This is a genomic window from Croceibacterium xixiisoli (genome assembly GCF_009827305.1).
In the GTDB taxonomy this organism is placed as follows: Bacteria; Pseudomonadota; Alphaproteobacteria; order Sphingomonadales; family Sphingomonadaceae; genus Croceibacterium_C; species Croceibacterium_C xixiisoli.
This window is the reverse complement of sequence record NZ_WTYJ01000002.1, coordinates 238875-260691: the sequence shown is the minus strand read 5'-3', so window position 1 is coordinate 260691 and position 21817 is coordinate 238875. Positions and strand designations below refer to the sequence as shown.

Annotated in this window: 26 protein-coding genes; 13 read left to right on the top strand and 13 right to left on the bottom strand. The window is 63.6% G+C overall.

Annotated elements, in window-relative coordinates; translation table 11 throughout:
• Nucleotides 1-413: 413 nt before the first annotated feature.
• Nucleotides 414-1247: a DUF4349 domain-containing protein gene (locus GRI97_RS10305; protein ID WP_161391103.1), complete on the top strand. Its 834-nt coding sequence runs from the start codon at nt 414-416 to the stop codon at nt 1245-1247.
• A 63-nt stretch (nt 1248-1310) separates the two neighbouring features.
• Here GRI97_RS10305 and GRI97_RS10300 read toward each other — a convergent pair whose 3' ends face one another.
• Genes GRI97_RS10300 through GRI97_RS10290 form a run of 3 tightly spaced genes read right to left on the bottom strand, consistent with a single transcriptional unit; the run spans nt 1311 to nt 3804 of the window.
• Nucleotides 1311-1646: a 2Fe-2S iron-sulfur cluster-binding protein gene (locus GRI97_RS10300; protein WP_161391102.1), complete on the bottom strand. Its 336-nt coding sequence runs from the start codon at nt 1644-1646 to the stop codon at nt 1311-1313.
• Entirely contained in the window at nt 1646-2731 is a 1086-nt protein-coding gene (locus GRI97_RS10295) for a cysteine desulfurase family protein (RefSeq protein ID WP_161391736.1), read from the bottom strand. Before GRI97_RS10295 ends, GRI97_RS10300 begins: the two co-directional genes overlap by 1 nt.
• Nucleotides 2728-3804: a cysteine desulfurase family protein gene (locus GRI97_RS10290; protein WP_161391101.1), complete on the bottom strand. Its 1077-nt coding sequence runs from the start codon at nt 3802-3804 to the stop codon at nt 2728-2730. The genes GRI97_RS10295 and GRI97_RS10290 overlap by 4 nt, the downstream gene beginning before the upstream one ends.
• Before the next feature lie 92 nt (nt 3805-3896).
• Here GRI97_RS10290 and GRI97_RS10285 point away from each other — a divergent pair, with 92 nt between their 5' ends.
• The gene (locus GRI97_RS10285; protein ID WP_161391100.1) at nt 3897-4553 is read left to right on the top strand and encodes an alpha/beta hydrolase; all 657 of its coding nucleotides are present in this window, start codon (nt 3897-3899) and stop codon (nt 4551-4553) included.
• Between the two features lie 139 nt (nt 4554-4692).
• Complete coding sequence (locus GRI97_RS10280) at nt 4693-5391, top strand: TonB family protein (protein ID WP_161391099.1); 699 nt, start codon at nt 4693-4695, stop codon at nt 5389-5391.
• A 31-nt stretch (nt 5392-5422) separates the two neighbouring features.
• On the opposite strand, the gene GRI97_RS10275 is transcribed toward GRI97_RS10280, so the two are convergent.
• Nucleotides 5423-5632 carry a hypothetical protein gene (locus tag GRI97_RS10275; protein ID WP_161391098.1) on the bottom strand — a complete coding sequence of 70 codons (210 nt, stop codon included), beginning with the start codon at nt 5630-5632 and terminating at the stop codon, nt 5423-5425.
• Nucleotides 5633-5729: 97 nt separating this feature from the next.
• On the opposite strand from GRI97_RS10275, the gene GRI97_RS10270 reads away from it, so the two are divergent.
• Nucleotides 5730-7595: a DUF885 domain-containing protein gene (locus GRI97_RS10270; RefSeq protein WP_161391097.1), complete on the top strand. Its 1866-nt coding sequence runs from the start codon at nt 5730-5732 to the stop codon at nt 7593-7595.
• Between the two features lie 105 nt (nt 7596-7700).
• On the opposite strand, the gene GRI97_RS10265 is transcribed toward GRI97_RS10270, so the two are convergent.
• The 9 genes from GRI97_RS10265 to GRI97_RS10225 form a co-directional block, all read right to left on the bottom strand.
• Complete coding sequence (locus tag GRI97_RS10265) at nt 7701-7970, bottom strand: hypothetical protein (RefSeq protein ID WP_161391096.1); 270 nt, start codon at nt 7968-7970, stop codon at nt 7701-7703.
• A gap of 202 nt (nt 7971-8172) precedes the next feature.
• Complete coding sequence (locus GRI97_RS10260; RefSeq protein WP_161391095.1) at nt 8173-8358, bottom strand: hypothetical protein; 186 nt, start codon at nt 8356-8358, stop codon at nt 8173-8175.
• A gap of 121 nt (nt 8359-8479) precedes the next feature.
• Nucleotides 8480-9106, bottom strand: a complete 627-nt coding sequence (locus GRI97_RS10255; protein WP_161391094.1) for a hypothetical protein — start codon at nt 9104-9106, stop codon at nt 8480-8482.
• A 248-nt stretch (nt 9107-9354) separates the two neighbouring features.
• Nucleotides 9355-9588, bottom strand: coding sequence for a hypothetical protein (locus tag GRI97_RS10250; protein WP_161391093.1), 234 nt, complete (start codon nt 9586-9588; stop codon nt 9355-9357).
• Nucleotides 9589-9592: 4 nt separating this feature from the next.
• Nucleotides 9593-9874: a transposase gene (locus tag GRI97_RS10245; protein WP_161391092.1), complete on the bottom strand. Its 282-nt coding sequence runs from the start codon at nt 9872-9874 to the stop codon at nt 9593-9595.
• Nucleotides 9862-10368: a hypothetical protein gene (locus GRI97_RS10240; protein ID WP_161391091.1), complete on the bottom strand. Its 507-nt coding sequence runs from the start codon at nt 10366-10368 to the stop codon at nt 9862-9864. Before GRI97_RS10240 ends, GRI97_RS10245 begins: the two co-directional genes overlap by 13 nt.
• 407 nt (nt 10369-10775) lie before the next feature.
• Complete coding sequence (locus GRI97_RS10235) at nt 10776-12788, bottom strand: acyltransferase family protein (RefSeq protein ID WP_161391090.1); 2013 nt, start codon at nt 12786-12788, stop codon at nt 10776-10778.
• A 430-nt stretch (nt 12789-13218) separates the two neighbouring features.
• Entirely contained in the window at nt 13219-13542 is a 324-nt protein-coding gene (locus tag GRI97_RS10230) for a hypothetical protein (protein WP_161391089.1), read from the bottom strand.
• A gap of 205 nt (nt 13543-13747) precedes the next feature.
• Nucleotides 13748-15340, bottom strand: a complete 1593-nt coding sequence (locus tag GRI97_RS10225; RefSeq protein WP_377019504.1) for a phosphoenolpyruvate carboxykinase — start codon at nt 15338-15340, stop codon at nt 13748-13750.
• A 313-nt stretch (nt 15341-15653) separates the two neighbouring features.
• Here GRI97_RS10225 and GRI97_RS10220 point away from each other — a divergent pair, with 313 nt between their 5' ends.
• The 9 genes from GRI97_RS10220 (at nt 15654) to GRI97_RS18410 (ending at nt 21697) form a co-directional block, all read left to right on the top strand.
• Nucleotides 15654-16403, top strand: coding sequence for a response regulator transcription factor (locus tag GRI97_RS10220; protein ID WP_161391087.1), 750 nt, complete (start codon nt 15654-15656; stop codon nt 16401-16403).
• A complete protein-coding gene (locus GRI97_RS10215; protein ID WP_235917758.1) occupies nt 16396-17952 on the top strand; it encodes a sensor histidine kinase in 1557 nt (518 codons plus the stop codon). The genes GRI97_RS10220 and GRI97_RS10215 overlap by 8 nt, the downstream gene beginning before the upstream one ends.
• Nucleotides 17949-18440, top strand: coding sequence for an HPr kinase/phosphorylase (locus tag GRI97_RS10210; protein WP_377019507.1), 492 nt, complete (start codon nt 17949-17951; stop codon nt 18438-18440). The genes GRI97_RS10215 and GRI97_RS10210 overlap by 4 nt, the downstream gene beginning before the upstream one ends.
• A gap of 89 nt (nt 18441-18529) precedes the next feature.
• Nucleotides 18530-19438, top strand: a complete 909-nt coding sequence (gene rapZ, locus GRI97_RS10205) for an RNase adapter RapZ (RefSeq protein WP_235917757.1) — start codon at nt 18530-18532, stop codon at nt 19436-19438.
• 72 nt (nt 19439-19510) lie between these two features.
• Complete coding sequence (locus GRI97_RS10200) at nt 19511-19915, top strand: PTS sugar transporter subunit IIA (protein WP_161391084.1); 405 nt, start codon at nt 19511-19513, stop codon at nt 19913-19915.
• Between the two features lie 16 nt (nt 19916-19931).
• Nucleotides 19932-20207 (top strand): HPr family phosphocarrier protein, encoded by a 276-nt coding sequence (locus GRI97_RS10195; RefSeq protein WP_328598535.1) that lies wholly within the window; start codon nt 19932-19934, stop codon nt 20205-20207.
• Nucleotides 20208-20213: 6 nt separating this feature from the next.
• Nucleotides 20214-21014, top strand: coding sequence for a TrmH family RNA methyltransferase (locus tag GRI97_RS10190; protein ID WP_161391082.1), 801 nt, complete (start codon nt 20214-20216; stop codon nt 21012-21014).
• Between the two features lie 44 nt (nt 21015-21058).
• Complete coding sequence (locus GRI97_RS10185; protein ID WP_161391081.1) at nt 21059-21469, top strand: hypothetical protein; 411 nt, start codon at nt 21059-21061, stop codon at nt 21467-21469.
• A gap of 39 nt (nt 21470-21508) precedes the next feature.
• On the top strand, nt 21509-21697 hold the full coding sequence (locus tag GRI97_RS18410) for a hypothetical protein (RefSeq protein WP_202392700.1): 189 nt from the start codon (nt 21509-21511) through the stop codon (nt 21695-21697).
• The last annotated feature ends 120 nt before the right edge of the window (nt 21698-21817 follow it).

Sequence of the window (21817 nt, the reverse complement as noted above, 5' to 3'; positions counted from 1 at the left end):
CTTCGTTCAATACATGTTGGAACCGATTGGCCCGAATTTTGAAGATCCGGATGGTCAGTCCTGATCCATCAGGATCGCTGGGACGTCTGAGCAGGCATGACATCAACAGAGGCCTCAACTTGTGCCCCGACCGAGCATGGGCCGCAGGCATGAACAATAGCAACATACGCCATTTGCCCGCCATACCATCACTCAACCCAGCCCGCCACAATTGCGCCACATTTCAGCTTGCCAAGCCTCAATTGTGGCGTAAATATGGCGACAACGAGGCGCAAATAAGGCGTCCGCAGTGATCAATGCCTTGATTGTGGTGAGATGGAGGATTGAAAATGCGTGCTTCTCTGATGAAAATTTTAGCTTCAGTTGGTCTGCTGGCTCTGGCTGCCTGCTCTCAGGAACAGGAGCCGGGGGATATGGCGTCAGATACGCCGGTGGTCGGGATCGAGGCGCCGGGTGATGCGGCTGCGTCGGAGGCAGCGGCGGATGGTACTGCGGCGGCGGGCAATGGCGCGGCGGCGGACAGCAGTGTTGCCCCTGCTTCGGCCGCAATTCCGCTGTCGATCCCCAAGATCGCCTATGTGTTCAATTACAGTTTCCGCCTGGCCGATGATGCGTTGGCGCCGTTGCAGCAGAAGCATGCCGATCTGTGCGAGGCGCAGGGGCCGCTCAATTGCCGGATCATCTCCCTCACCCAATCCGGCAATGAGGGCAGCTATGCCAGCGGGCGGCTGGAGCTGGCGGTGGCGTCTGACAAGGCGCGCATGTTTGGGGACACGCTGACCGGGGCGGCGATCAATGCCGGGGGCGAGCAGACGTCGGCCACGATCGAGGGGGAGGATCTGTCCAAGCAGATGGTCGATACCGAGGCGCGGCTGCAGAGCCGGATCGTGCTGCGCGACCGGTTGATGGAGGTGCTCAAGACCCGCCGGGGCGAGGTGAGCGAGCTGGTCGAGGCGGAACGCGGCGTGGCGCAGGTGAGCGAGGAGATCGATCAGGCGCGCAGCTGGCTGCAGGAAATGCGCGGGCGCGTATCCTATAGCCGGGTCAGCATCGAATATGAATCCACCTCCCCCGCGGCGAGCAGCTTCTTCGAACCGATCCGCATGGCGACCGGATCGCTCGGCTCCATTCTGGGCAGCGTCATCGCCGTGCTGATGGTGCTGGGCGCGATCTTGGGCCCGCTGCTGGCCGGGGCATGGGGCATCCGGCGGTTGAGCCGGCGGTTCAGCGCCAAGCCGGTGGGCTGATCGGGGTTGCGGCGGCGGCCATGCGGGAGCGCGTGGCTGCCGGGTGCGGGTGTTGGCGCGGTGTCAGAACCGCTGCAGATCGTGGCTGTCGGCGGGCATGTGGACTTCGATGCCGTCGAGATCTTCGGTCAGTTCGATCTGGCAGGCCAGGCGGCTGAATTTCTGCACGCCGGCGGCCAGATCGAGCATGTCTTCCTCATCCTCGACCGCTTCGGGCAGGCGGGCGAACCAGTCGCGGCCGATGATCACGTGACAGGTGGAGCAGGCCATCTGCCCTTCGCAGGTGCCTTCCAGCGGCATGCCGGCGGCCTGGCCGATTTCCAGCAGACGATCGCCCGGCGTGGCATTGGCTTCGACCGTCGCGCCGTCGCGTGTGGTGAACAGGACCCGTATTGTCATTATCCTTGTTGCGATGCAGCACTATTGAGGAGATCGGCCGCCGCTTCAAGCTCTGCGGCGGTGGTATAGCGCCCGAAACCCAGACGGATGGAGGCGCGTGCCTGTTCTGCAACAAGTCCGATTGCGCCCAGGATGCGGCTGGGGCGGTTGGACTGGCTGGCGCAGGCGGAACCGGCCGAAAAGCAGAGCTGGCGCGCGTCGGACATCAGCCGGGCGACATCCAGCCCATCGCGCCGCAGGTTCAGATTGCCGCGATAGCGTTGCTGCGCATTGCCGTTGAGCTGCCAGTCGGCGAAGAGTTCGCGCGCGCGATCCCACAGCGCGGCAACATGGGCTGCATCCTGCTCCATGCGTTGCAGCGCGATCTGCGCGGCCACGCCCATGCCGGCACAGAGCGCCGGGCTGAGGGTGCCGGAGCGCAGGCCATGCTCCTGCCCGCCGCCGGTCGCCTGCGGGCGGATATCGACGCCGTCGCGCAGCCACAGCGCGCCGATGCCCTTGGGGCCGTGGAATTTGTGCGCGCTGATCGCGATCATGTCTGCCTCTGCCACCGGCAGCTTGCCCGCCGCCTGCACGGCATCGCACAGGAACAGCGCCCCGGCCTGACGGGCGCGGGCGTAGAGTTCGGCCACGGGCTGGATGGTGCCGATTTCATTGTTGACCTGCATCACGGCCAGCAGGCCCAGCCCATCGGGCAGGGGGACTTGCGGATCGACGATGCCGGCGGGGCCGACCGGCAGCACGGTGCAATCGCCCGGCAGGGCCTGCGCGGTTTCGAAGACGGCGGAATGTTCGATGGCGCTGATCGCCACACCGGCGCCCTCGCGGCCCGGTTCGCAGCCGCGCATGGCCAGGTTGATCGCCTCGGTCGCGCCGCTGGTGAAGATCACCCGGCCGCCGGGCGGGAACAGCGCGGCGATGCGATCGCGCGCCACCTCGACCGCGGCATCGGCCTGCCGGCCCAGGCGGTGGATGCTGTGCGGATTGCCGTAGCCGCGCCCGCCCGGCCCATCGAGCCAGCGGAGCATTTCTTCCCGCACTTCGGGTGCGAGCGGGGTGGTGGCCTGATAATCGAGATAGATCACGCCCGGCCCTTCCCCGCGATCCGTTGCCAGCACTGGGCAAAGGCGGCGATGTGATCGGGCGTGCTGTTCCACCCGGCGCTGACGCGGATGGTGCGGGCGGCGGTTTCCTCCGCAACACCGAAGGCCAGCAGGGTGCGACTGGGCTTGAGCGTGCCAGAGGAACAGGCGCTGCCGGCCGAGACGGCAAAGCCTGCGGCGTCGAACTGGATCAGCTGCGCGGCCGAGCTGATGCCGGGCATGGTGATCGACAGGATCGTGCCATCACGCCGGGCGGAGGCGGCCTGAATGGCGCCGCCGGCCTGCAGCACGCCCGCGGCCAGATCGGCAAAGGCGGGGGCGACGGCGGCCTGCCAGCCGTGATCGGCCGAGAGGTTGTCGCGCGCTTCCAGGGCGGCAGCGAGCGCCAGGACGGCGGGCAGGTTTTCGGTGCCGGCGCGATAGCCGCGTTCCTGCCCGCCGGTGGGGGCGAGCATGGCGTAATCGCGCAGCAGCAGCGCGCCGATGCCGATCGGGGCGCCGAGCTTGTGGCCCGAGATCACGACCATATCGGCATCGGGCAAAGCGTATTTGCCGGCCGATTGCGAACAGTCGGCGAGCAGCCAGCCGCCGGCCGCGCGCAGTTGCGCGGTGAGCGCGTCGATCGGCTGGATGACGCCGGTTTCCGAATTGACGTGCTGGATCGCGGCGATGGGGCGGCCTTCGAGTGTCAGCGCTTCGGCCAGCGCATCGCGATCGACCACGGCATCGGCGCCCATGGGCAGGACGGTGGCGGCGGGGGCGGCGCGGAACACGGCGTCATGTTCGACGGCGGAGACCAGCTGCCGCTCTGCCTTGGCCTGGCCCAGGCCGATGGCCAGCGCCTCGCTCGCGCCGCTGGTGACAATGACCTCCCCCTGCCAGCCGAGCGCGGTTTTCACGCGGGCGCGGGCATCTTCCAGCGCGCGGCGGGCGGCGCGCCCTTCGGCATGCGGGCTGGAGGGATTGGCCCAGAGCGCGAAGCCTGCGCGCATGGCCTCGGCCGCTTCGGGACGGAGCGGGGTGGTGGCGGCATGATCTAGATATATTCGGTTCATCGGTAACAATTGCGAAATGGGACTGAAACCCTATATAGCCCGGCACTTTCCGCGCGCCAGTCGCGCCTCTTTGCAGAACAGAGTCCAACGCCATGCCCTCCGTCATTTTTCCTGGACCCGAAGGCCGTCTCGAAGGCCGTTTCTCCCCTGCGCCGCGCCCGCGTGCGCCCGTGGCCATGATCCTGCACCCGCATTCGCAGGGCGGTGGCACGATGAACGACCGGATCGTGCAGCGGCTGTACAAGACCTTCACCGATCGCGGCTTTGCCACATTGCGCTTCAATTTCCGGGGCGTGGGCCGCAGCCAGGGCAGTTTCGACAATGGCATCGGCGAACTGTCCGATGCGGCGAGCGCGCTGGACTGGGTGCAGTCGATCCACCCCGAAGCGCAGGTGACCTGGGTCGCGGGCGTCAGCTTCGGTGCGCTGATCGGCATGCAATTGCTGATGCGCCGCCCGGAAATCCGCGGCTTCATCTCGGTCGCGCCGCCGGCGAACATGTATGACTTCTCCTTCCTGGCGCCCTGCCCGGCCTCCGGCATTTTCGTTCAGGGCCTGGCCGATACGGTGGTGCAGCCCAATTCGGTGCAGAAGCTGGTCGACAAGCTGCGCACGCAGAAGCACATCACGATCCACCACGATGAGATCCCCCGCGCGAACCACTTCTTCGAAAACGAGATCGAGGAACTGATGGGTTCGGTGGACAAATATCTCGATTTCCGGCTCGATCCGTCCTGCCCGATCCGCTGAATTCGGGCCCCGTTTCGGCGGGGTAGGGATTTTTGGCGCAGGCCCTGCTTCGGCAGGGCTTGTCTATTGCACGACTCATCTGTAATGTTACACCATTACGCGAGTCCGCACAAAGCGGACCGACAGAGAGGATGTGCTTATGTCTTACATGGACCAGGCCAGTGATCCCCGCCGCAGAGCTGCCACCATCATTGCCGTGGGCGGAATCCACGCGCTGCTCGCTGTGGGGGTGGTTGCCGGATTGGCGGTGAATGGGGGGATCAAGCTCCAAGGTGAAACCACCACGATCTTCGATGTGCCCGTCGACATACCGCCACCGCCCGCCCCCACGCCGGAAGCCAGCGCGCAACCGCGTGACGATACCCCGGTCGTGCGGCCGTCGCCGGAATTGGTGCTGACCCCGCTGCCGCCGATCCCGTCCGACCCCATGCCGCTCGATCCAGCCTATGGCAACCCGACAGCGGGCAGCAATGACACCGGGCCGATCAGCATCCCGACCCCTCCCCCGCCGCCCATGCCGAGCCCGACGGCCACATTCAGCCCGGTGCGGGCGAAGGCGATCAACAGCCCGGCGGGGTGGATTTCCACCGATGACTATCCGGCCAATGAATTGCGCCGGGGCATCGAGGGGACGAGCCATTACCGGCTGGTGATCGGCAGCAATGGCCGGGTGAACGCCTGCGAAATCACCACCACATCGGGCAATGCCCGGCTGGATGCGACCACCTGCAGCCTGATCACCCGGCGCGCGCGGTTCGATGCCGCGATGGACAACAGCGGCGCGCGGACGGTGGGCACCTATTCCGGCAGCGTGAAGTGGGAAATTCCCAAGGATTGATGCAAACCGCCGGACGGCAGCGGGGGAAGGGTTACTCTTCCGCTGCCGCAGCAGCGCGATCGCGCAGGGCCTGGCCGCCGCTGTCCGGCAGGGTCCAGATCAGCACATTGACCACCATCACGAAGGCCAGCAGCACCATCAGCACCGCCTGCTTGCGCTGGCCATGCCGACGCCACAGCCACACGGCGCCCAGCATCAGCACGATGGCGGCCAGCGTGACCAGGGAGAGTATGAAATCCATGCCGATGGGCTAGGCCATCCGGCAGGCGGTGGGAAGCGATTTGCGACATCGGCCACGGCTGTTTGACACGCGCGGGCTGTAGCGCGAGGACTGGGGGATGACCCAGACTCTCCCTCCGCTCTCCCGCCGTAATGCCCTTGCCGGTATGGGGCTCGCCGCCGCCGTCGCCGGCCTGCCCGGTTGCCGCCATCTGTTTGGTGGCAGCAGGAATGCGCCGGATGACCACACGCTGACGCCTGAGCAATTGCTCGACGATGTGGCGTGGAACCTGTTGCAGCATGAGCCCGACCGGGCGACTGCGCTGGGGGTGGATGTGGGCGATCATGCCGCGCTGCGCGGGCGGTTGAAGGATGTTTCGGCCAAGGGCCAGGCCGCCTATGCCGATCAGCTGCGGCGCGATCTGGCGCGGGTGCGGGCTTACCCGAAGGACGCGCTGGACCCGGCGACGCGGACCAGTTTCGAGGTGATCGAAAGCGCCTATGCCAATGCGCTGGAGGGTTTTGCCCTGCCCTATGGCGATGTGGCGGTCGGCAGCTGGCGCAACACGCCCTATGTCGTGGTGCAGAATGTGGGCGGCTATCTGGATCTGCCGCGCTTCCTGGATGCCGATCATCCGATCGCGAGTGCAGATGATGCCGAAGCCTATCTGTCCCGCCTGGCGCAGATCCCCGCGGCGCTGGATGGCGAGCTGGAGCGGACCCGGCGGGCGGCCGACATGGGCCTGATCGCGCCGGATTTCCTGATCGACCGGACCATTGCCCAGCTGGAGGCATCGATCAGCGATGCCCGATCGGGCGGAACGCTGGTCGAATCGCTGGTGCGCCGGACGGCCGCCATACCCAATGCTGTGACGGGACCATGGCAGTTCCGCGCGGTGCCGATCGTGACCGATGCCATCGTACCGGCGCTGCAGCGGCAGCTGGCCGAAATGCAGCGCCAGCGCGCGCGGGCGGTGGCCGATCCGGGCATGGGTTCACGCCCCGGGGGCGCGGAATATTACAGCTGGGCGCTGCGGGCGAGCACCACCACCAGCATGACCGCCGAGGAGATCCACCAGATGGGGCTGGCCCAGCTGGAGGAAATCCACGGCCGGATGGACCCCATCCTGCGCGGGCTCGGCTATAGCCAGGGCAGCGTGGGCGCGCGGATGACGGCGCTGGGGCAGGATGCGCGGTTCAAGTTTGCCCCCGGCGATCCGGGCCGGGCGGAGATCATGCGCTTCATCGAAGAGCGGATCGGCTGGATCCGCGCGCAAATGCCGCGCGCCTTCAACACGCTGGTGCCCGCGCAGCTGGAAGTGCGCCGCCTGCCCCTGGCCGAAGAGCCGGGCGCGCCCACCGCCTATGGCGGGGCGGGATCGAAGGATGGCAGCATTCCGGGCAAGATGTGGATCAATCTGCGCACCACCGATCTGCACCGTAAATATGATGTGCCCACGCTGGTGTTCCACGAAACCATTCCCGGCCATGTGTGGCAGGGCGAATATGCCAATCAGCAGCCGCTGATCCGATCCATCCTGGCGTTCAATGCCTATTCCGAAGGCTGGGCGCTGTATGCCGAACAGCTGGCCGATGAGCTGGGCGCCTATGCCGACAATCCGGCCTGGCGGCTGGGTTTCCTGCAGGATCAGGCGTTTCGCGCCTGCCGCCTGATCGCCGACACCGGGCTGCACGCCAAGGGCTGGACCCGCGAACAGGCGATCGCCCTGTTCATGGACCGCAATGGCAACAAGCGCGAACAGGTGGTCAATGAAGTCGACCGCTATTGCTCATGGCCGGGCCAGGCCTGCGGCTACAAGGTGGGGCACAGCGAGATCGCGCGCCAGCGCGACCGGGCGCGGCAGGAGCTGGGTGCAGCCTATGATCTGAAGGCGTTCAACGATGCGGTGGTGACCGGCGGCAATGTGCCGCTGGATGTGCTGGGGCGCAATGTGGAGCGGTATGTGGCGGGGGCGCGGGGGTGATGGGGGAGTGTGCGGGTTGAGGGGAAATGATACTCAACTGAACCCAACTTCGCGCTTTGGCTTCAGAGCCCACAATTAGGTACTGTGCCCCCAGAAATCCTGAGGCTAATTCTCCCAACGCATCGATTTTTTCCTGTCTTCAGAAGAAATCCGGATTGATACGGAGTTTTCATTTTTTTCTATATCATAATATCTTGGATCATTTAAAATAACAATTTTACATTCGCCATTGTTAACATTGTAAAATACAGAACTAGAACCCACTAATACATCAACACCCTTTATTCTTACTAATTTCACATTCATCACCGCTTGCTCGACATTTAATTCATTGCCGAATAATTTAATTGCCGGGCAATCTCCGTTATAGTACACACCCTCGATATCCTCGAGTGAAATCTTCGGCTCCGCTCTACAAGATATTGACATAAAAGAAATCAAGACGACCGCAGTTATTCGTAATAACATTCGCCGTTACCTATTCTGCATCGAATATGACATTTGCAGTCATTGTGCCTGAAAGTCTAGTTCGATTTTCGGGGACACAAGTTCCGGGAACACAATACTCATCCCCCCCTCAAGCGCGCTTCAGTCTCGGCCCAGGCTTTCCCGGCAACAGCCGCCCACCAAGTTCAACCTCCTGCCATGCGATCCAGTCCTGCGTAGCCAGCGGCCGCCCGGTGCGAAGGCGGGCTTCCATCGCTTCCGCGACCGCTTCTCCATCTGCATTCAGATCGCCCGCTTCAAGGCCGTAGAGCAGCATCGCCTGCCAATTCACCGGTCGCGTCCGGCACGGCCACACCGGTGACGGATTATCCTTCAGTCACATATTTGCGCCCTGTAGTCCTGACCTCAAATCGAGATACAAGGCGCCCAAGGGCTACTCAGTTCAGGCAAATCGGAACGCTTAGCATCGACATGGTCCCATCACCTATGTTTGCGACGGGACGCATTTCGTATCGTATTGTCCGACAAGGTTTATCCGATTTGGAGTCTTTGGCTGTCGCCTCATTCGACAAGTTGTATCGGAACATGATTTCGCGCAGGGTGGATGCTGCGGCACTGCCCGTCGGCCGGTATTGAACCGCCAGATTGAGGGCTCTCTCGGTCAAGGTACCGGAAAGCCGATAATCATGGTTGCCCGAAACTCCGCCACCACTGACCGTGCCTTCCGCGTCGATCGACAGGTTGATACTGGAGCCGATGTGGCGAAAGCCAGCATCATCATAGTCGCCGTCTACGGTGAAGCTGGCGTCGCCTTCATTCTCGATCGTGCCAAACAAGATCAGGCGCGCCCGCCCTGGTGCGATCTCTTCAAACTTCGCCGTCGCGTCACCGGAGCGCCACTTGGTGATTGGAAAATCGCTGTCGTCTATTTCGGCACGTACGGGCCCTGAATAGGTGGCGCCAATGTAGGGCGGCGGCGCTGCGACGTCGCCGCAGCCCAGCAGGCTCATTGCGGTCGGAATACAGATACTCTGGCGTAGCAATGTCGATACCGTCCGGCGCATATTTCTCCTTCCGGCGCGATGGGTTTCCGGTCAATCACCTTACCATCGCACAGGGGTTTTGGCCGTTACAATTGGATTTACGGTGGCAGGGCATTTTACTTCTTCGTGGGTCCGCGCCTTGCTGGTCTGGGCTTTCGTTCAAGAACTGTCTCAATCCGATCGAGAAAAGCACTCGCCCCGGAATTCTTCCATTCCGCCTGAATGCCCCGCTCCGCCGCGAAGTTCCGGGGACATGATATTTACCCCCCTCAAGCGCGCTTTGGTTTCGGCCCAGGCTTTCCCGGCAACAGCCGCCGGCCAAGTTCGACATCCTGCCGTGCGATCCAGTCCTGCGCAGCCAGCGGCCGCCCGGTGCGAAGGCGGGCTTCGATCGCTTCCGCGACCCCTTCTCCATCTGCATCCAGATCACCCGCTTCAAGGCCGTAGCGCAGCATTGCCTGCCAGTTCGCCCCCTTCGCGCCAGCCAGGACTCCATCCGTCAACGGATCATCCTCCAGCCCGGCCGTAACCGGATTTTGCTCGCACCGCCGTCATCAGATGCGCGTCTTCCATCGGATAGCTGGCGAACCGCCCCTGAAACAAATAACCACGCCACTCCTCGCGGAAATTGACATGCCGCGTGTAGCGCCGGTGCGCTTCCCCCAGAGCCGTCCGCAATCCGCCTGCATCCTGCGGCACGAGGATCAGGTGAACATGATTGTCCATCAGGCACCACGCCAGACAACGGCCCAAACAGCCAACTTTCGAAATATTTTCTAAGGATTCCAAGCAGAGCGAGGCAAAACCACACCATCAACTTCTACACTTGCATCACCGGGCTCAGATAAATTCCAATATGAAAGAAGCACCTTTTCATTATTTATCTCTTGCTCATTTCCGACGGATTTAGTCAAAGTACTATAACCAAAGGAAACGTCCAGCAAATTAACCATCCCATCATTATCCCAATATGCATATCTGGTAGGATTTGGGTATAAATTACACTCAGACTCAGCCAATTCCCCAAATGGTTTTACGTAATACATGTACTGATCAGAGTATATATCACCACTTACCTTAAACGATGCGAGACCGGCCGCTTGATTCAAAAAATCATTGCGCCTAAAAATTACATCTCCACCACTCAATCTACAAATTTGTCCTCCCACCCTGCGGTCGGCATAAGAAAACCCACTCTTTTCTTCAACCTTTGCATATCCAATATCTTTTTCAAAAATACCGCATGAAGAAAGTAATATAGCAATCAGCGCTATTGCTCGCATATATTGACTTCCAAATTATCAACGCGGGGACTAACAGTAATCCCCAAGAGGATACTCACCAAAGATAACTATACATTTCTGCACCAATTTTTACCCTGCGGTCCATCTTGATCATCTAGCCGCGTGGCGTGCCACCTCTAAAACATGAGGGTGCCGCACATCAAAACGGGAAGCGGGACCCATACCAAAGGCCGCCCAGCTGGGCCGTTCCGGGGACACTAAACCCAAAGAGACCGTCTTTCCGCGATCGGAAGCAGGGTTGCTCCGCGCTTCGCGCGGCCCCTCCACCACCCGTTCCGGGCGGTTCCCCTCCCCCAGCGAGCTGGGGGAGGATTTTGGCGGGTTGGGGAGCGCGGACTGGGCAGGTCCGGACCCGGTCATGATTTGCCCGAGAGGCTCAATCCGACTTACTGCTCCGCTCCGCCGAGCACTGCATCCCATTCGATCGCCATGGCGCCTTGCGTGGACAGATGATGCTTGTCGGCGAACCAGGGCCGGCCATCGCGCATGAAGCGGCATTGTCCCTCTTGGCAGAATTGCGCCCGCACCTCGAGATAGCGCACCTGCGGCCGCGATCGCGCGATGTTCCGCACCAGCATCGCGGTCGGCTCATATGCCGGGTCCAGATCGCTCTCTTGCTGGAAATCCGGCGCATTGTGCCGTGGCCCGCCGACCGCCTGGGCCAGCGCATGGCGCAGCGGCAAGGTGCCGATCACCGCGTGCTGATACGGGTCGAAATCGAACCGGGGAATATCTCCGACCAGCACGACCGTCTTGCCCGCGGCGTGCAGCTGGTCGATCAGCCGCGTCAGCCCCTCCCGCACGGCCTGTTCCGATGTAACCTGCGCGCCGATCACGCCGTTGTCGAACCGGTGGAAGCGGCCATTTTCCTCCCGGCTGGGCCAGGAACCGGCGATGACCACCGTTTCGATCGTGGGATCGCGCGCCAGCCGCGCGACCGTGGTTTTGATGAAGGCTCCGCAATAGGCCGCCTGGCTCAACCGCGTCGCATCGCGGGAGGTAAAGCCGGACAGCGGCGGGCAGGCCGCCTTCTCCACCCGCAGCAGGCCGGCGTCCTGGCGCGCCAGATAGGCGACCAGCCCCGGCTCCAGCGCGGCGGCATGGCTGTCCCCCAACAGCGCCACCCGCGCCCCGGCAGGCGCGCATTTTCCCCCCACCGGCGCGCTCGATTCGAACATTCGCAAGCAGGGCGAGGTCCGCTGTGCCACCACCGTCTGCGCCGCTTCGGGCAGCCGCATCGGCAATCCGCGTGTGACCATGAACGACAGCGGCAACAGACCGCAGACCGCCATCGCGGCGGCGTAGCGCAGCAGCACTGTGCGGGAATTGCCCCCCGGCTTGCGGAAAGGTTGTTCGACAAAGCGCCACGACAGCACCGCCAGCCCGAAACTGAGCCCCACCACGCCCAGCATCACGCCGAATGAGGGCGGGTAGTCGGACGACACCCGCACCATGGCCATCAACGGCCAATGCCAAAGATACCAGGAATAGGAGACCAGCCCGACGAAGCGCAGCGGCGCCCAACCCAGCATCCGGTTGGCCACGCCATGCGGACTGTGCAGCAACAGCACGGCGGCGCCCACCGGCAACAGCGCGGCAAATCCGGGAAACAGCGTGTCATGATCGAACAGGAACATGGCGGCGACCATGGCGACCAGCCCCGCGACACTGGCGATATCGATCGCCAGCGCTCGCCCTGGCGCCTGCCCCGACCCCGGCGCTCCTGCCCGCTCCGCATGCAGCATCGCGAGCGCCGCCCCTGCGCCCATCTCCCACGCGCGTGGCGGCAACAGATAGAATGCCGATACCGGTGCCTCGAACACCGCCAGGATCGACAGCGCGAAGGAAAAGGCGGACAGCGCCACCATCGCCCCGATCGCCATGCTCGCCCGCAACCGCGCCAGCAGCAGCATCACGAACGGGAAGACGACATAGAATTGTTCTTCCACGCCCAGCGACCAGGTCATCAACAGCGTGTGGCGGGCGGTATTGTCCTGAAAATAGCCCGCCGATTGCCAATAGTGCAGATTTCCTACGCCAAATATCGCAAACAGCGCCTCTCGCCCCAGCCGGGTCAGTTCCCGCGCGTTGAACAGGACCAGGCCCAACAGGCATACGACCAGGATCAGGAACAACAGCGCCGGCAGGATGCGCCGCGCGCGGCGCGTGTAGAATTCGACGAAGGAGAAGCGCGATGCGCGGACTTCGCGATGAATGATCCCGCCGATCAGATAGCCGGAGATCGCAAAGAAGATGTCGACCCCGACAAATCCGGACGGAACAGCCCAGGGAAACGCGTGATAGATAACCACGCCCGCCACCGCGATCGCGCGCAATCCATCGATATCGGGACGATAGCCAGGCGCAGCCGCGCCATGCACATTGCCGTTTTCCGTCACGCTACCCCACCCGAACAAACCCTGCCGTCCAGAGCGTGTTCCGATCCGATTGCATCGGATAGCCGCTCCATTTTCTTTTGTTTGCCGCAATTTCCGAGCCTGCAGGTGATTCCACCTGCCTAGAAATTGCTCTATGGCGCGCCGGCCGAGGGGATGACAATAGCGATGCGCGGATTGTTCGGCCCGCTGGTTGAAGCACGCGTTCGGCTGGACAGCGCCAGACGCGGCCTGTGCGTCGCCTTCGGAATCCGATCCGGCGTTGGTCAAGGCGATCCGCGCTTCGCGCGGCCCCTCCACCGCCCGTTCCGGGCGGTCCCCCTCCCCCAGCGAGCTGGGGGAGGATTTTGGCGGAGGGAGGGTTCGGACGCAAAAGGCCCGCCCTTCCCCAAAGGAAGAGCGGGCCTTTTGCCGTCCAGCAGGGCTGGAACTCTTACTTCTTGCCGAACAGCTTGCCGGCCATGCCGGCAATGTCGTTCAGCGGGTTGCCGTCGCCATCGGCGTCGAGCATGCGGGCGAATTCCATCAGCGAGCCTTCGCCGCCGATGTGCTGCACGATCTGGTTGAGCACGCCGGTGTCGAGGCCGGTCTGGGCCGAGGCCAGTTCCACCGTGTCGCCCTGGGCCTGATGCGCCTTGCTCAGCGCGGCGATGGCCTTTTCCGCCAGGGCGGGTTCGATGCCGACCTTGGCGGCCAGATTGGTCACGTCATCGGGTGAACCGGCCAGATTCTTCAGAATTCCGTCGAACAAGCTCATCGCGCACTCTCCCTGTAACAGATTCACCAAACCAACGCGTCAACCCGGCCCCAGTGCCGGAACCGCATAAAGAAAGGGCGGCCAATAGAGCGGCGATCCGATTGCATCGGATCGCCGCTCTATTTTCTCTTGTTTGCCGCGATTTCCGAGTCAGCAGGTGGTTGCACCTGCTTGGAAATCGCTTCAGGCCGCCCTTGTCATTCCATCAGGCCGGCTGCGGGGCAGCGCGGCGGACGCCTTCGTCGACATGTTCTTCGAACTGGGCGAAGTTGTCGATGAACAGCTGCATCAGCTTCTGCGCGGTGCGGTCGAATTCATCCTTGTCCGCCCAGGTCGAGCGCGGATCGAGGATGCCGCTGTCCACGCCCGGCACGGCCACCGGCACTTCGAAGCCGAAGTTGGGATCGGTGCGGAATTCGGCGTTGTTGAGCGAGCCGTCGAGCGCGGCGTTGAGCAGCGCGCGGGTGGCCTTGATCGGCATGCGGTTGCCGGTGCCGTATTTGCCGCCCGTCCAGCCGGTGTTGACCAGCCAGCAGGACACGCCGCCCTTGGCGATGCGTTCCTTCAGCAGATTGCCATAGACCGAGGGGTGACGCGGCATGAAGGGCGCGCCGAAGCAGGTGGAGAAGGTCGCTTCGGGTTCGGTGACGCCGATTTCGGTGCCGGCGACCTTGGCGGTGTAGCCCGACAGGAAGTGGTACATCGCCTGATCCGGGGTGAGGCGCGCGATCGGAGGCAGAATGCCGAACGCATCGGCCGTCAGCATGATCACATTGGCCGGCACCGGGCCGAGGTTTTCTTCCGAGCAGTTGGGGATGAATTCGATCGGATAGGCACCGCGGCTGTTTTCGGCCAGCGAGTTGTCATCCAGATCGAGTTCGCGGGTGACATCATCCATCACCACATTTTCGAGCACGGTGCCGAACTTGCGGGTGGTGGCGTAGATTTCCGGCTCAGCCTCTTCCGAAAGGCGGATCATCTTGGCGTAGCAGCCGCCTTCGAAGTTGAACACGGCGGTATCCGACCAGCCATGTTCATCGTCCCCGATCAGCGTGCGGCTGGCGTCGGCGGACAGCGTGGTCTTGCCGGTGCCGGACAGGCCGAAGAACACCGCGCTCTTGCCATCGGCGCCGATATTGGCCGAGCAATGCATGGGCATGACGCCCTTGGTCGGCAGCAGATAGTTGAGGATGCCGAACACGCTCTTCTTCATCTCACCGGCATATTTGGTGCCGCCGATCAGGATCAGCTTTTCGGAGAAATTGACCGCGACCACGGTTTCCGAACGGCTGCCGTGGCGTTCCGGATCGGCCTGGAAGCTGGGCAGATCGATAATGGTGTATTCGGGGGTGAAGCTGGTGAGTTCTTCGGCCGTCGGGCGCACCAGCAAGGTGCGGATGAAAAGATTGTGCCACGCCAGTTCATTGATCACGCGCACATTGGCGCGGTATTCCGGCTGCGAACCGCCGAACAGATCGGCGACATAGAGGCGATCCTTGTCCGCCAGCGCGGCCATGAAATCGGCCTTCAGATTGGCGAAATGTTCCGGGGTCATCGGCACGTTGACCTTGCCCCACCAGACGGTGCTTTCGGTTTCCGCGTCACGGACAATGAACTTGTCCTTCGCGCTGCGGCCGGTGTGCTTGCCGGTTTCGACGACCAGCGGGCCGTACTTGGCCATGCGGCCTTCGCCGTTGCGGATCGCTTCTTCGACGAGCGCGGCCGTGCCGAGGTTCGCGCGGATTTCCGCGGCGGTGCTGATGCCCTGATCGGCCAGGGAAACGGAAGGCGAAGTCACCGGCAATATTCTCCTAACAGTTCGGCAACGATGTGAAGACTCGATACCGGCTGTGACCGCTTCAGGATTGGGCAGCCTAGTGCCTTGCGCATAGTCCGCAGGCCCCTTCCCGTCAATTTGTGTCGCCATCCATGCCGAACTTCTATGCAAGTTGCAGCAAATCCATCTTTTTCAGTACAATTTTACTGAAATTGAGAACAAATCCCGCGCGCGAGCCCACCCTGCCAGCCGATCTGTTGCGACGGGGTGCGGATGTCGATAATCTTTGCTTTTCCTACTCGTTTTCGCCCGCACCCACGCTACGATAGCCGCAATGACCGAAAGCACGCCTTCCACCGCCATCCGCCCGCGCAGCGTTGCGCTGGTGGATGATGATCGCAATATCCTGACCACCCTGTCCATCGCGCTGCAGACCGAAGGTTATGCCACGCGCGTCTATTCCGATGGCGAGGCCGCGCTGAAGGCGCTGACGGAAAATCCGCCCGATCTGGCGGTGTTCGACATCAAGATGCCACGCATGGACGGGATGGAGCTGCTGCGCCGGCTGCGCGAGACATCCGATTTGCCGGTGATCTTCCTGACCAGCAAGGACCAGGAACAGGATGAGGAGGCCGGGCTGGCCATGGGGGCGGATGATTACATCGCCAAACCCTTCAGCCAGCGGCTGCTGCTCGCCCGTATTCGCGCGATCCTGCGCCGGACCGGCCCGGTGCCCGAACCGGGCGGCGATACCGATGCCCCGCCCCCCGCGCCCGATGCGCCGCTGATCACGCGCGGCCGGATGGAGATGGACCCGGCGCGCCATCGGGTGACCTGGGACGGCAAGCCCGTGTCGCTGACGGTGACGGAGTTCCTGATCCTGGAAGCGCTGGCGCAGCGGCCTGGGGTGATCAAGAGCCGCAATCAGTTGATGGATGCGGCCTATCCCGACGATATCTTCGTCGATGATCGGACGGTGGACAGCCATATCAAGCGGCTGCGGCGCAAGTTCCGCGCGGTCGATTCCACCTTCGGCGCGATCGAAACGCTCTATGGCGCGGGATACAGCTTCTCTGATGGCTGACAGCCCTGGCGAGCAGGGCTGGCGGCGGCGGTTGCTGACCCGCCCGCCCGGATCATCGCTGACCACCCGAATCCTGGCGCTGAACCTGCTGCCGCTGCTGTTGCTGGCGGGGAGCCTGCTGTTCCTGGATTCCTATCGCCGGCAATTGCTGGACGAGCGGTTCAAGCTGGCGCGGATCGAGGCACAGATCACGGCCGAGGCGCTGGCCGGGGCCAGCCGGGCGCGGCAGAATGCGCTGCTGATCCAGATCGGCAAGGAACAGCGGATGCGACTGCGCATCTATGACGCCAATGGCCAGCTGCAGGCCGACAGTTTCGCGCTGGCGCCGCCATCCTTCACCTTCGGCGATCCGGTGGCGGCGCCCTGGCCGCAGGATTTCGCCCGCTGGCTCGATCGGGTGGTGGATTTCGTGGTGGGTTCCCCCAGCGCGCCCGATTATTTCGAACCGGCCGATCTGAGCGCCAATGCCTGGCCCGAAGTGCTGCGCACGCGCGACCAGGGGCTGACGCAGATCGAATTGCGCGTGGCGCCGGACCGGACGCCGGTGATCACCGCCGCCGCGCCCGTGGGGCTGCATGGGGCGAGCCTGCTGACCACCCGCAATGCCACCGACGTGACCCAGGCGGTGCGCGATGCGCGCACATCGATGCTGGCGGTGTTTGCCGTGGCGATGACGCTGTCGATCATCCTCTCGCTCTATCTGGCGCGCACGATCATCGACCCGCTGCGCCGGCTGGGCCGCGCCGCCGTGCGCGTGCGCGCCGGCCGCGAACGGGAGGTGGAGGTGCCGCGCATGGCCGAGCGGCGCGACGAGATCGGCGTGCTGGCGCGCGCGGTATCCGACATGACCAATGCCCTGCGGCAGCGGATCGATTCGGTGGAAATGTTCGCCGCCGATGTGGCGCATGAGATCAAGAACCCGCTGGCATCGCTGCGCAGCGCGCTGGAGTTCCTGCCCCGGGTGGACGACCCCGATCTGCGGGCGCAGCTGATGGATGTGGCGACGCATGATGTGCGGCGGATCGACCGGCTGGTGACGGAAATTGCCGAGGCCAGCCGGATCGATGCCGAGCTGAGCCGGGCGACCTTCGAAGTGTTGGACCTGGGCACGCTGGTGGAAAATGTCGCCCGCGCGCGCGCCAACCGGGCGCAGGATGCCGGGCGCGAGGTGGTGATCGAGCGGGATTCGCGTGCGCTGCTGATTTCCGGCGTGCCGATCCGGCTGGAACGGGTGATCGAAAACCTGCTCGACAATGCCGTGTCGTTCTCTCCGCCGGGGGGGCGGATCACCGTGTCGCTGACGCATGATGGCGATCAGGTGCGCGCGGCGATCAGCGATCAGGGGCCCGGCATCCCCGAGCATCTGCGCGAAAAAGTGTTCGACCGGTTCCATTCCGAACGGCCGGTGGCGGAGGATTTCGGCAATCACAGCGGCCTGGGCCTGGCGATTGCGCGGACCATTGCCGAGGCGCATTTCGGGACGCTGACGGTGGAGGATCCGCCGACTGGCGAGGGCGCCTGCCTGGTGCTGGCCCTGCCCGCCGCATGAGCGAAACCGTGAGCTTCCTGCACCAAGCCAGTTGCGTGGCGGTTGGTTATGGCATGGCAAACCGTGGGGCAAACGGTGGGGCGAACGGCGGGCCTGCACGGGCGGTGCTGATCGAAGGGCCGCCGGGCTGCGGCAAATCGAGCCTGGCGCTGGCGCTGATCGATCGCGGGGCGCGGCTGGTGGGGGATGACGGGGTGCGCCTGGCTCCGCTGGACATGCCGGGCGTGGAAACGCGGCTGATCGCATCCCCGCCGCCCAACATTGCCGGGCTGCTGGAGGTGCGCAATGTCGGGCTGGTGCGTTTTCCCACGGCGAGCGCGCCCGTCAGCCTGATCATCGTGCTGGATCCCGCTGCCCCGCGCTTTGTCGAACAGGCCGAACAGGCGGAGCGATTCGGCTGCGTGATCCCGCTGATTCGCCTGTGGCCCGACAGCCCCGTTCTGCCCCTGCGGGCCGAGCAGGCGCTGTGGCTGCACGGTATCACCTGAGCGCCAAGCAGCAGCGCAGGCAGCGCGGCGCGCGCCGGCAGGCATTGGCCCCCCTTCCCTTTTCCCCGGGCTGCGGGCACATGCACGCCATGGACAACATTCCGCCGGATGACCGCCAGCGTATCCTCCTTGTCACCGGCATGCTCGGTGCCGGGAAATCCACGGTGCTGCGCGAGTTGGAAGATCTGGGCTGGGAAGCGATCGACAATTTCCCCATCCGCCTGCTCGGCCGGCTGATCGATACCGACACCGCCGGGCCGCCGCTGGCGATCGGGTTCGACTGCCGCACGCGGGGCTTCGATCCGGCCGATGTGATCGAACGGGTGAAGAAGCTGGGCGCGCGCGACAATGTGGTGGTGACCACGCTGTTCATCGATTGCGCCGGGACCGAGCTGGAACGCCGGTTCAACGAAACGCGCCGGCGGCATTATCTGGCGCAGGATCTGCCCGCCGCGACCGGCATTGCGGCCGAACGCGAGCTGCTGTCCCCGCTGCGGCGCTGGGCCGACATGCTGGTGGATACCACGCATTTTTCCACCAATGATCTGCAGGCGCGCATCCGCGAGCTGTTCGCCACGGGCGCGCCGCAGGAAATGACGGTGACGGTATCCAGCTTCGGTTTTGCCCGCGGGATGCCGCCGGTGGCCGATCTGGTGTTCGACATGCGTTTCCTCAACAATCCGCACTGGGACGCCGATCTGCGCCCGCAGACCGGGCTGGACGCCGGAGTCGGCGAATATATCCGGCAGGATCCGGCCTTTGCCAGCACTAGCCAGCGGATTACCGAGCTGCTGACGGAGCTGCTGCCGCGCTATGCCGTGCAGGGGAAAAGCTATGTCCACATCGCATTTGGCTGTACCGGGGGGAGACATCGTTCGGTGTTCATGGCGGAACATATCGCCGGGGCCTTGCGCGACGCCGGGTTTTCGCCCACTGTTCTGCACCGCAATCTGGGGTCTCGTGCTGCCGAAATGATTGAAGGGCCGCAACAACCATGACTTGCAACACCAGCGTTCCCGCTGCGCCGGATTCGGCGGCTGTGGCTTACTGACGGACGAGATCAGGCACGCATGATCGGATTGATCCTTGTTACCCATGGCCGCCTGGCCGATGAATTCGTGCAGGCGATGGAACATGTCGTGGGCGAACAGCCCGATGTCGCCACGGTCTGCATCGGGCCGCATGACGATATGGAAGCGCGGCGCAATGAAATCGCCAGCGCCATCATCCGCGTGGATTCCGGTTCGGGCGTGATCCTGCTGACCGATCTGTTCGGCGGCACCCCGTCCAATCTGGCGATATCGCTGCTGGAAGCCGGGCGCACCGAGGTGATCGCCGGGATCAATCTGCCGATGCTGATCCGGCTGGCCGGCGCGCGCAAGGACATGGCGCTGCATGCCGCCGCCTCCGCCGCGCGCGATGCGGGGCGCACCTATATCACGATCGCCTCCGAATTCCTCGGCCAGGTGGCATAATGCAGGGAGATGCGGCGTGGGAGAGTTCAGCCGCGAAGTATTGATTGTCAACAAACGCGGCCTCCACGCCCGTGCCAGCGCCAAATTCGTCAACGCCGTCGCCGCCATGGAAGGCAGCCAGGTGCGCGTTTCGAAGGATGGCCACAATGCCTCCGGCGGGTCCATCCTGGGCCTGATGATGCTGGGCGCGGCCAAGGGCGACACCATCGAACTGGCGGTCAGCGGGGAAGCGGCCGAACAGCGGCTGGGCGAGCTGGTGGCGCTGGTGGAAGATGGCTTCGGTGAAGACTGAACGCTGATGCGGCGCGAAATTACCGGGTTTTCCAATCCCACCGTCAAATATCTGCGATCCCTGCGCGAGAAGAAGCACCGCAAGCGGGAAGGCAAGTTCCTGGCCGAAGGGCTGCGCCTGCTGACCGATGCGCGCGAGAGCGGCCGCCTGCCCGAAATGCTGGTGATGGCGCTGGGCCGCGATGCCCACCCGCTGCTCAACACGCTGGAAGCCGATGTGCTGGAGGCGGGGGGCGAGGTGGTGGAAACCACGCCCGACATTCTGGGCAAGATCACCGGCAAGGACAATCCGCAGGCCGTGGCCGGGGTGTTCGCCGAGTTCGACACCGGGATCACCAGCCTGCAGCGCGATCGCGCGCCGATCTGGCTGGTGGCGCAGGCGCTGCGCGATCCCGGCAATCTGGGCACGATGCTGCGCACCGGCGATGCGATCGGTGCGGGCGGGCTGATCCTGATCGACGATTGCGCCGATCCGTTTTCGGTAGAGGCGGTGCGCGCCAGCATGGGGGCGATCTTCACCCAGAGCGTGGCGCAGGCGAACTGGCCCGAATTCCTGGAATGGCTGCGCGGCGGATCGGGGCAATTGGTGGCAGCTTCCCTGCGCGATGCCCTGCCCTATCGCCAGGCGCCCTATGCCGCGCCCTGCTTCGTGATGGTGGGCAATGAATCGCGCGGGTTGCCGCAGGAGTATGAAGACGCCTGCGATTTGCGCGTGACCATGCCGATGCGCGGACGGGCCGACAGCCTGAACGCGGCGGTGGCCGGCGCGGTGCTGGGGTATGAGGTGCTGGCGGCGCTGGAGGGGTGAGGCGATTGGGTTGATTACCCTGCCTTGCTCCGTCACTTGCAGCCGTGCCAGCCACCGTTAACATCACTGCATCAGACATGATCGAGGATGGACCGATGCGCGCATATTGGGACGACGGGGACCGTGGAGTGGCGTCGAGCGAGGCGAAAGAGGTCAGCCTGGCCGAAGCGCGGCTGATCTGGTCCGACGATGTTCATGGGGTGCAGGGGCATTTTTTCGGGCTGATCGACGATCAGGACCGAACGATCCAGTTCTACTATGATGCCGGCATCCCTGATCATGTCGAGGATGCGAGGGACCTGCCGATTGTCTGGTTGGATTTTCCGGTTCCGGAGAAGCGGGGATCCTATGGCCGGATGGTGACTGTCGGGGAGGTCGATGGATTGATCCAGACGGCGTTTGCGGAAGGGCTGGATCACCGCAATTTTGGCGAACTGTCGTTTGAAGAATGGTAAGTGCCGGGAAGGCATTGGTCAAACTGACGGGGAGCGGGAATGAGCGTCCATGAGAGCATCATGCAGGGGCTGAACGAGGCGCTGGATCATGCCCAGGGCCAGGATATTGGCGCGCTCGTTCACCAGAAGCGCACGATTGAAGTTCGCGATCCGTCGGCCAACCGTCTGGTTACAGCATCGCTAAACATGGCCGGCGGTAAACTGCACGTTCGAAAATCGGAAATTTGATGACAGGTTTTTTGCCGCTATTTCCAAATTAGCAGTTGATTTTATCTGCTTAGAAATTGCCCAAGATATACTTCGCATCGGTTAAGCAGGCGCAGATTTGCTCATATCCATATGAGCAAC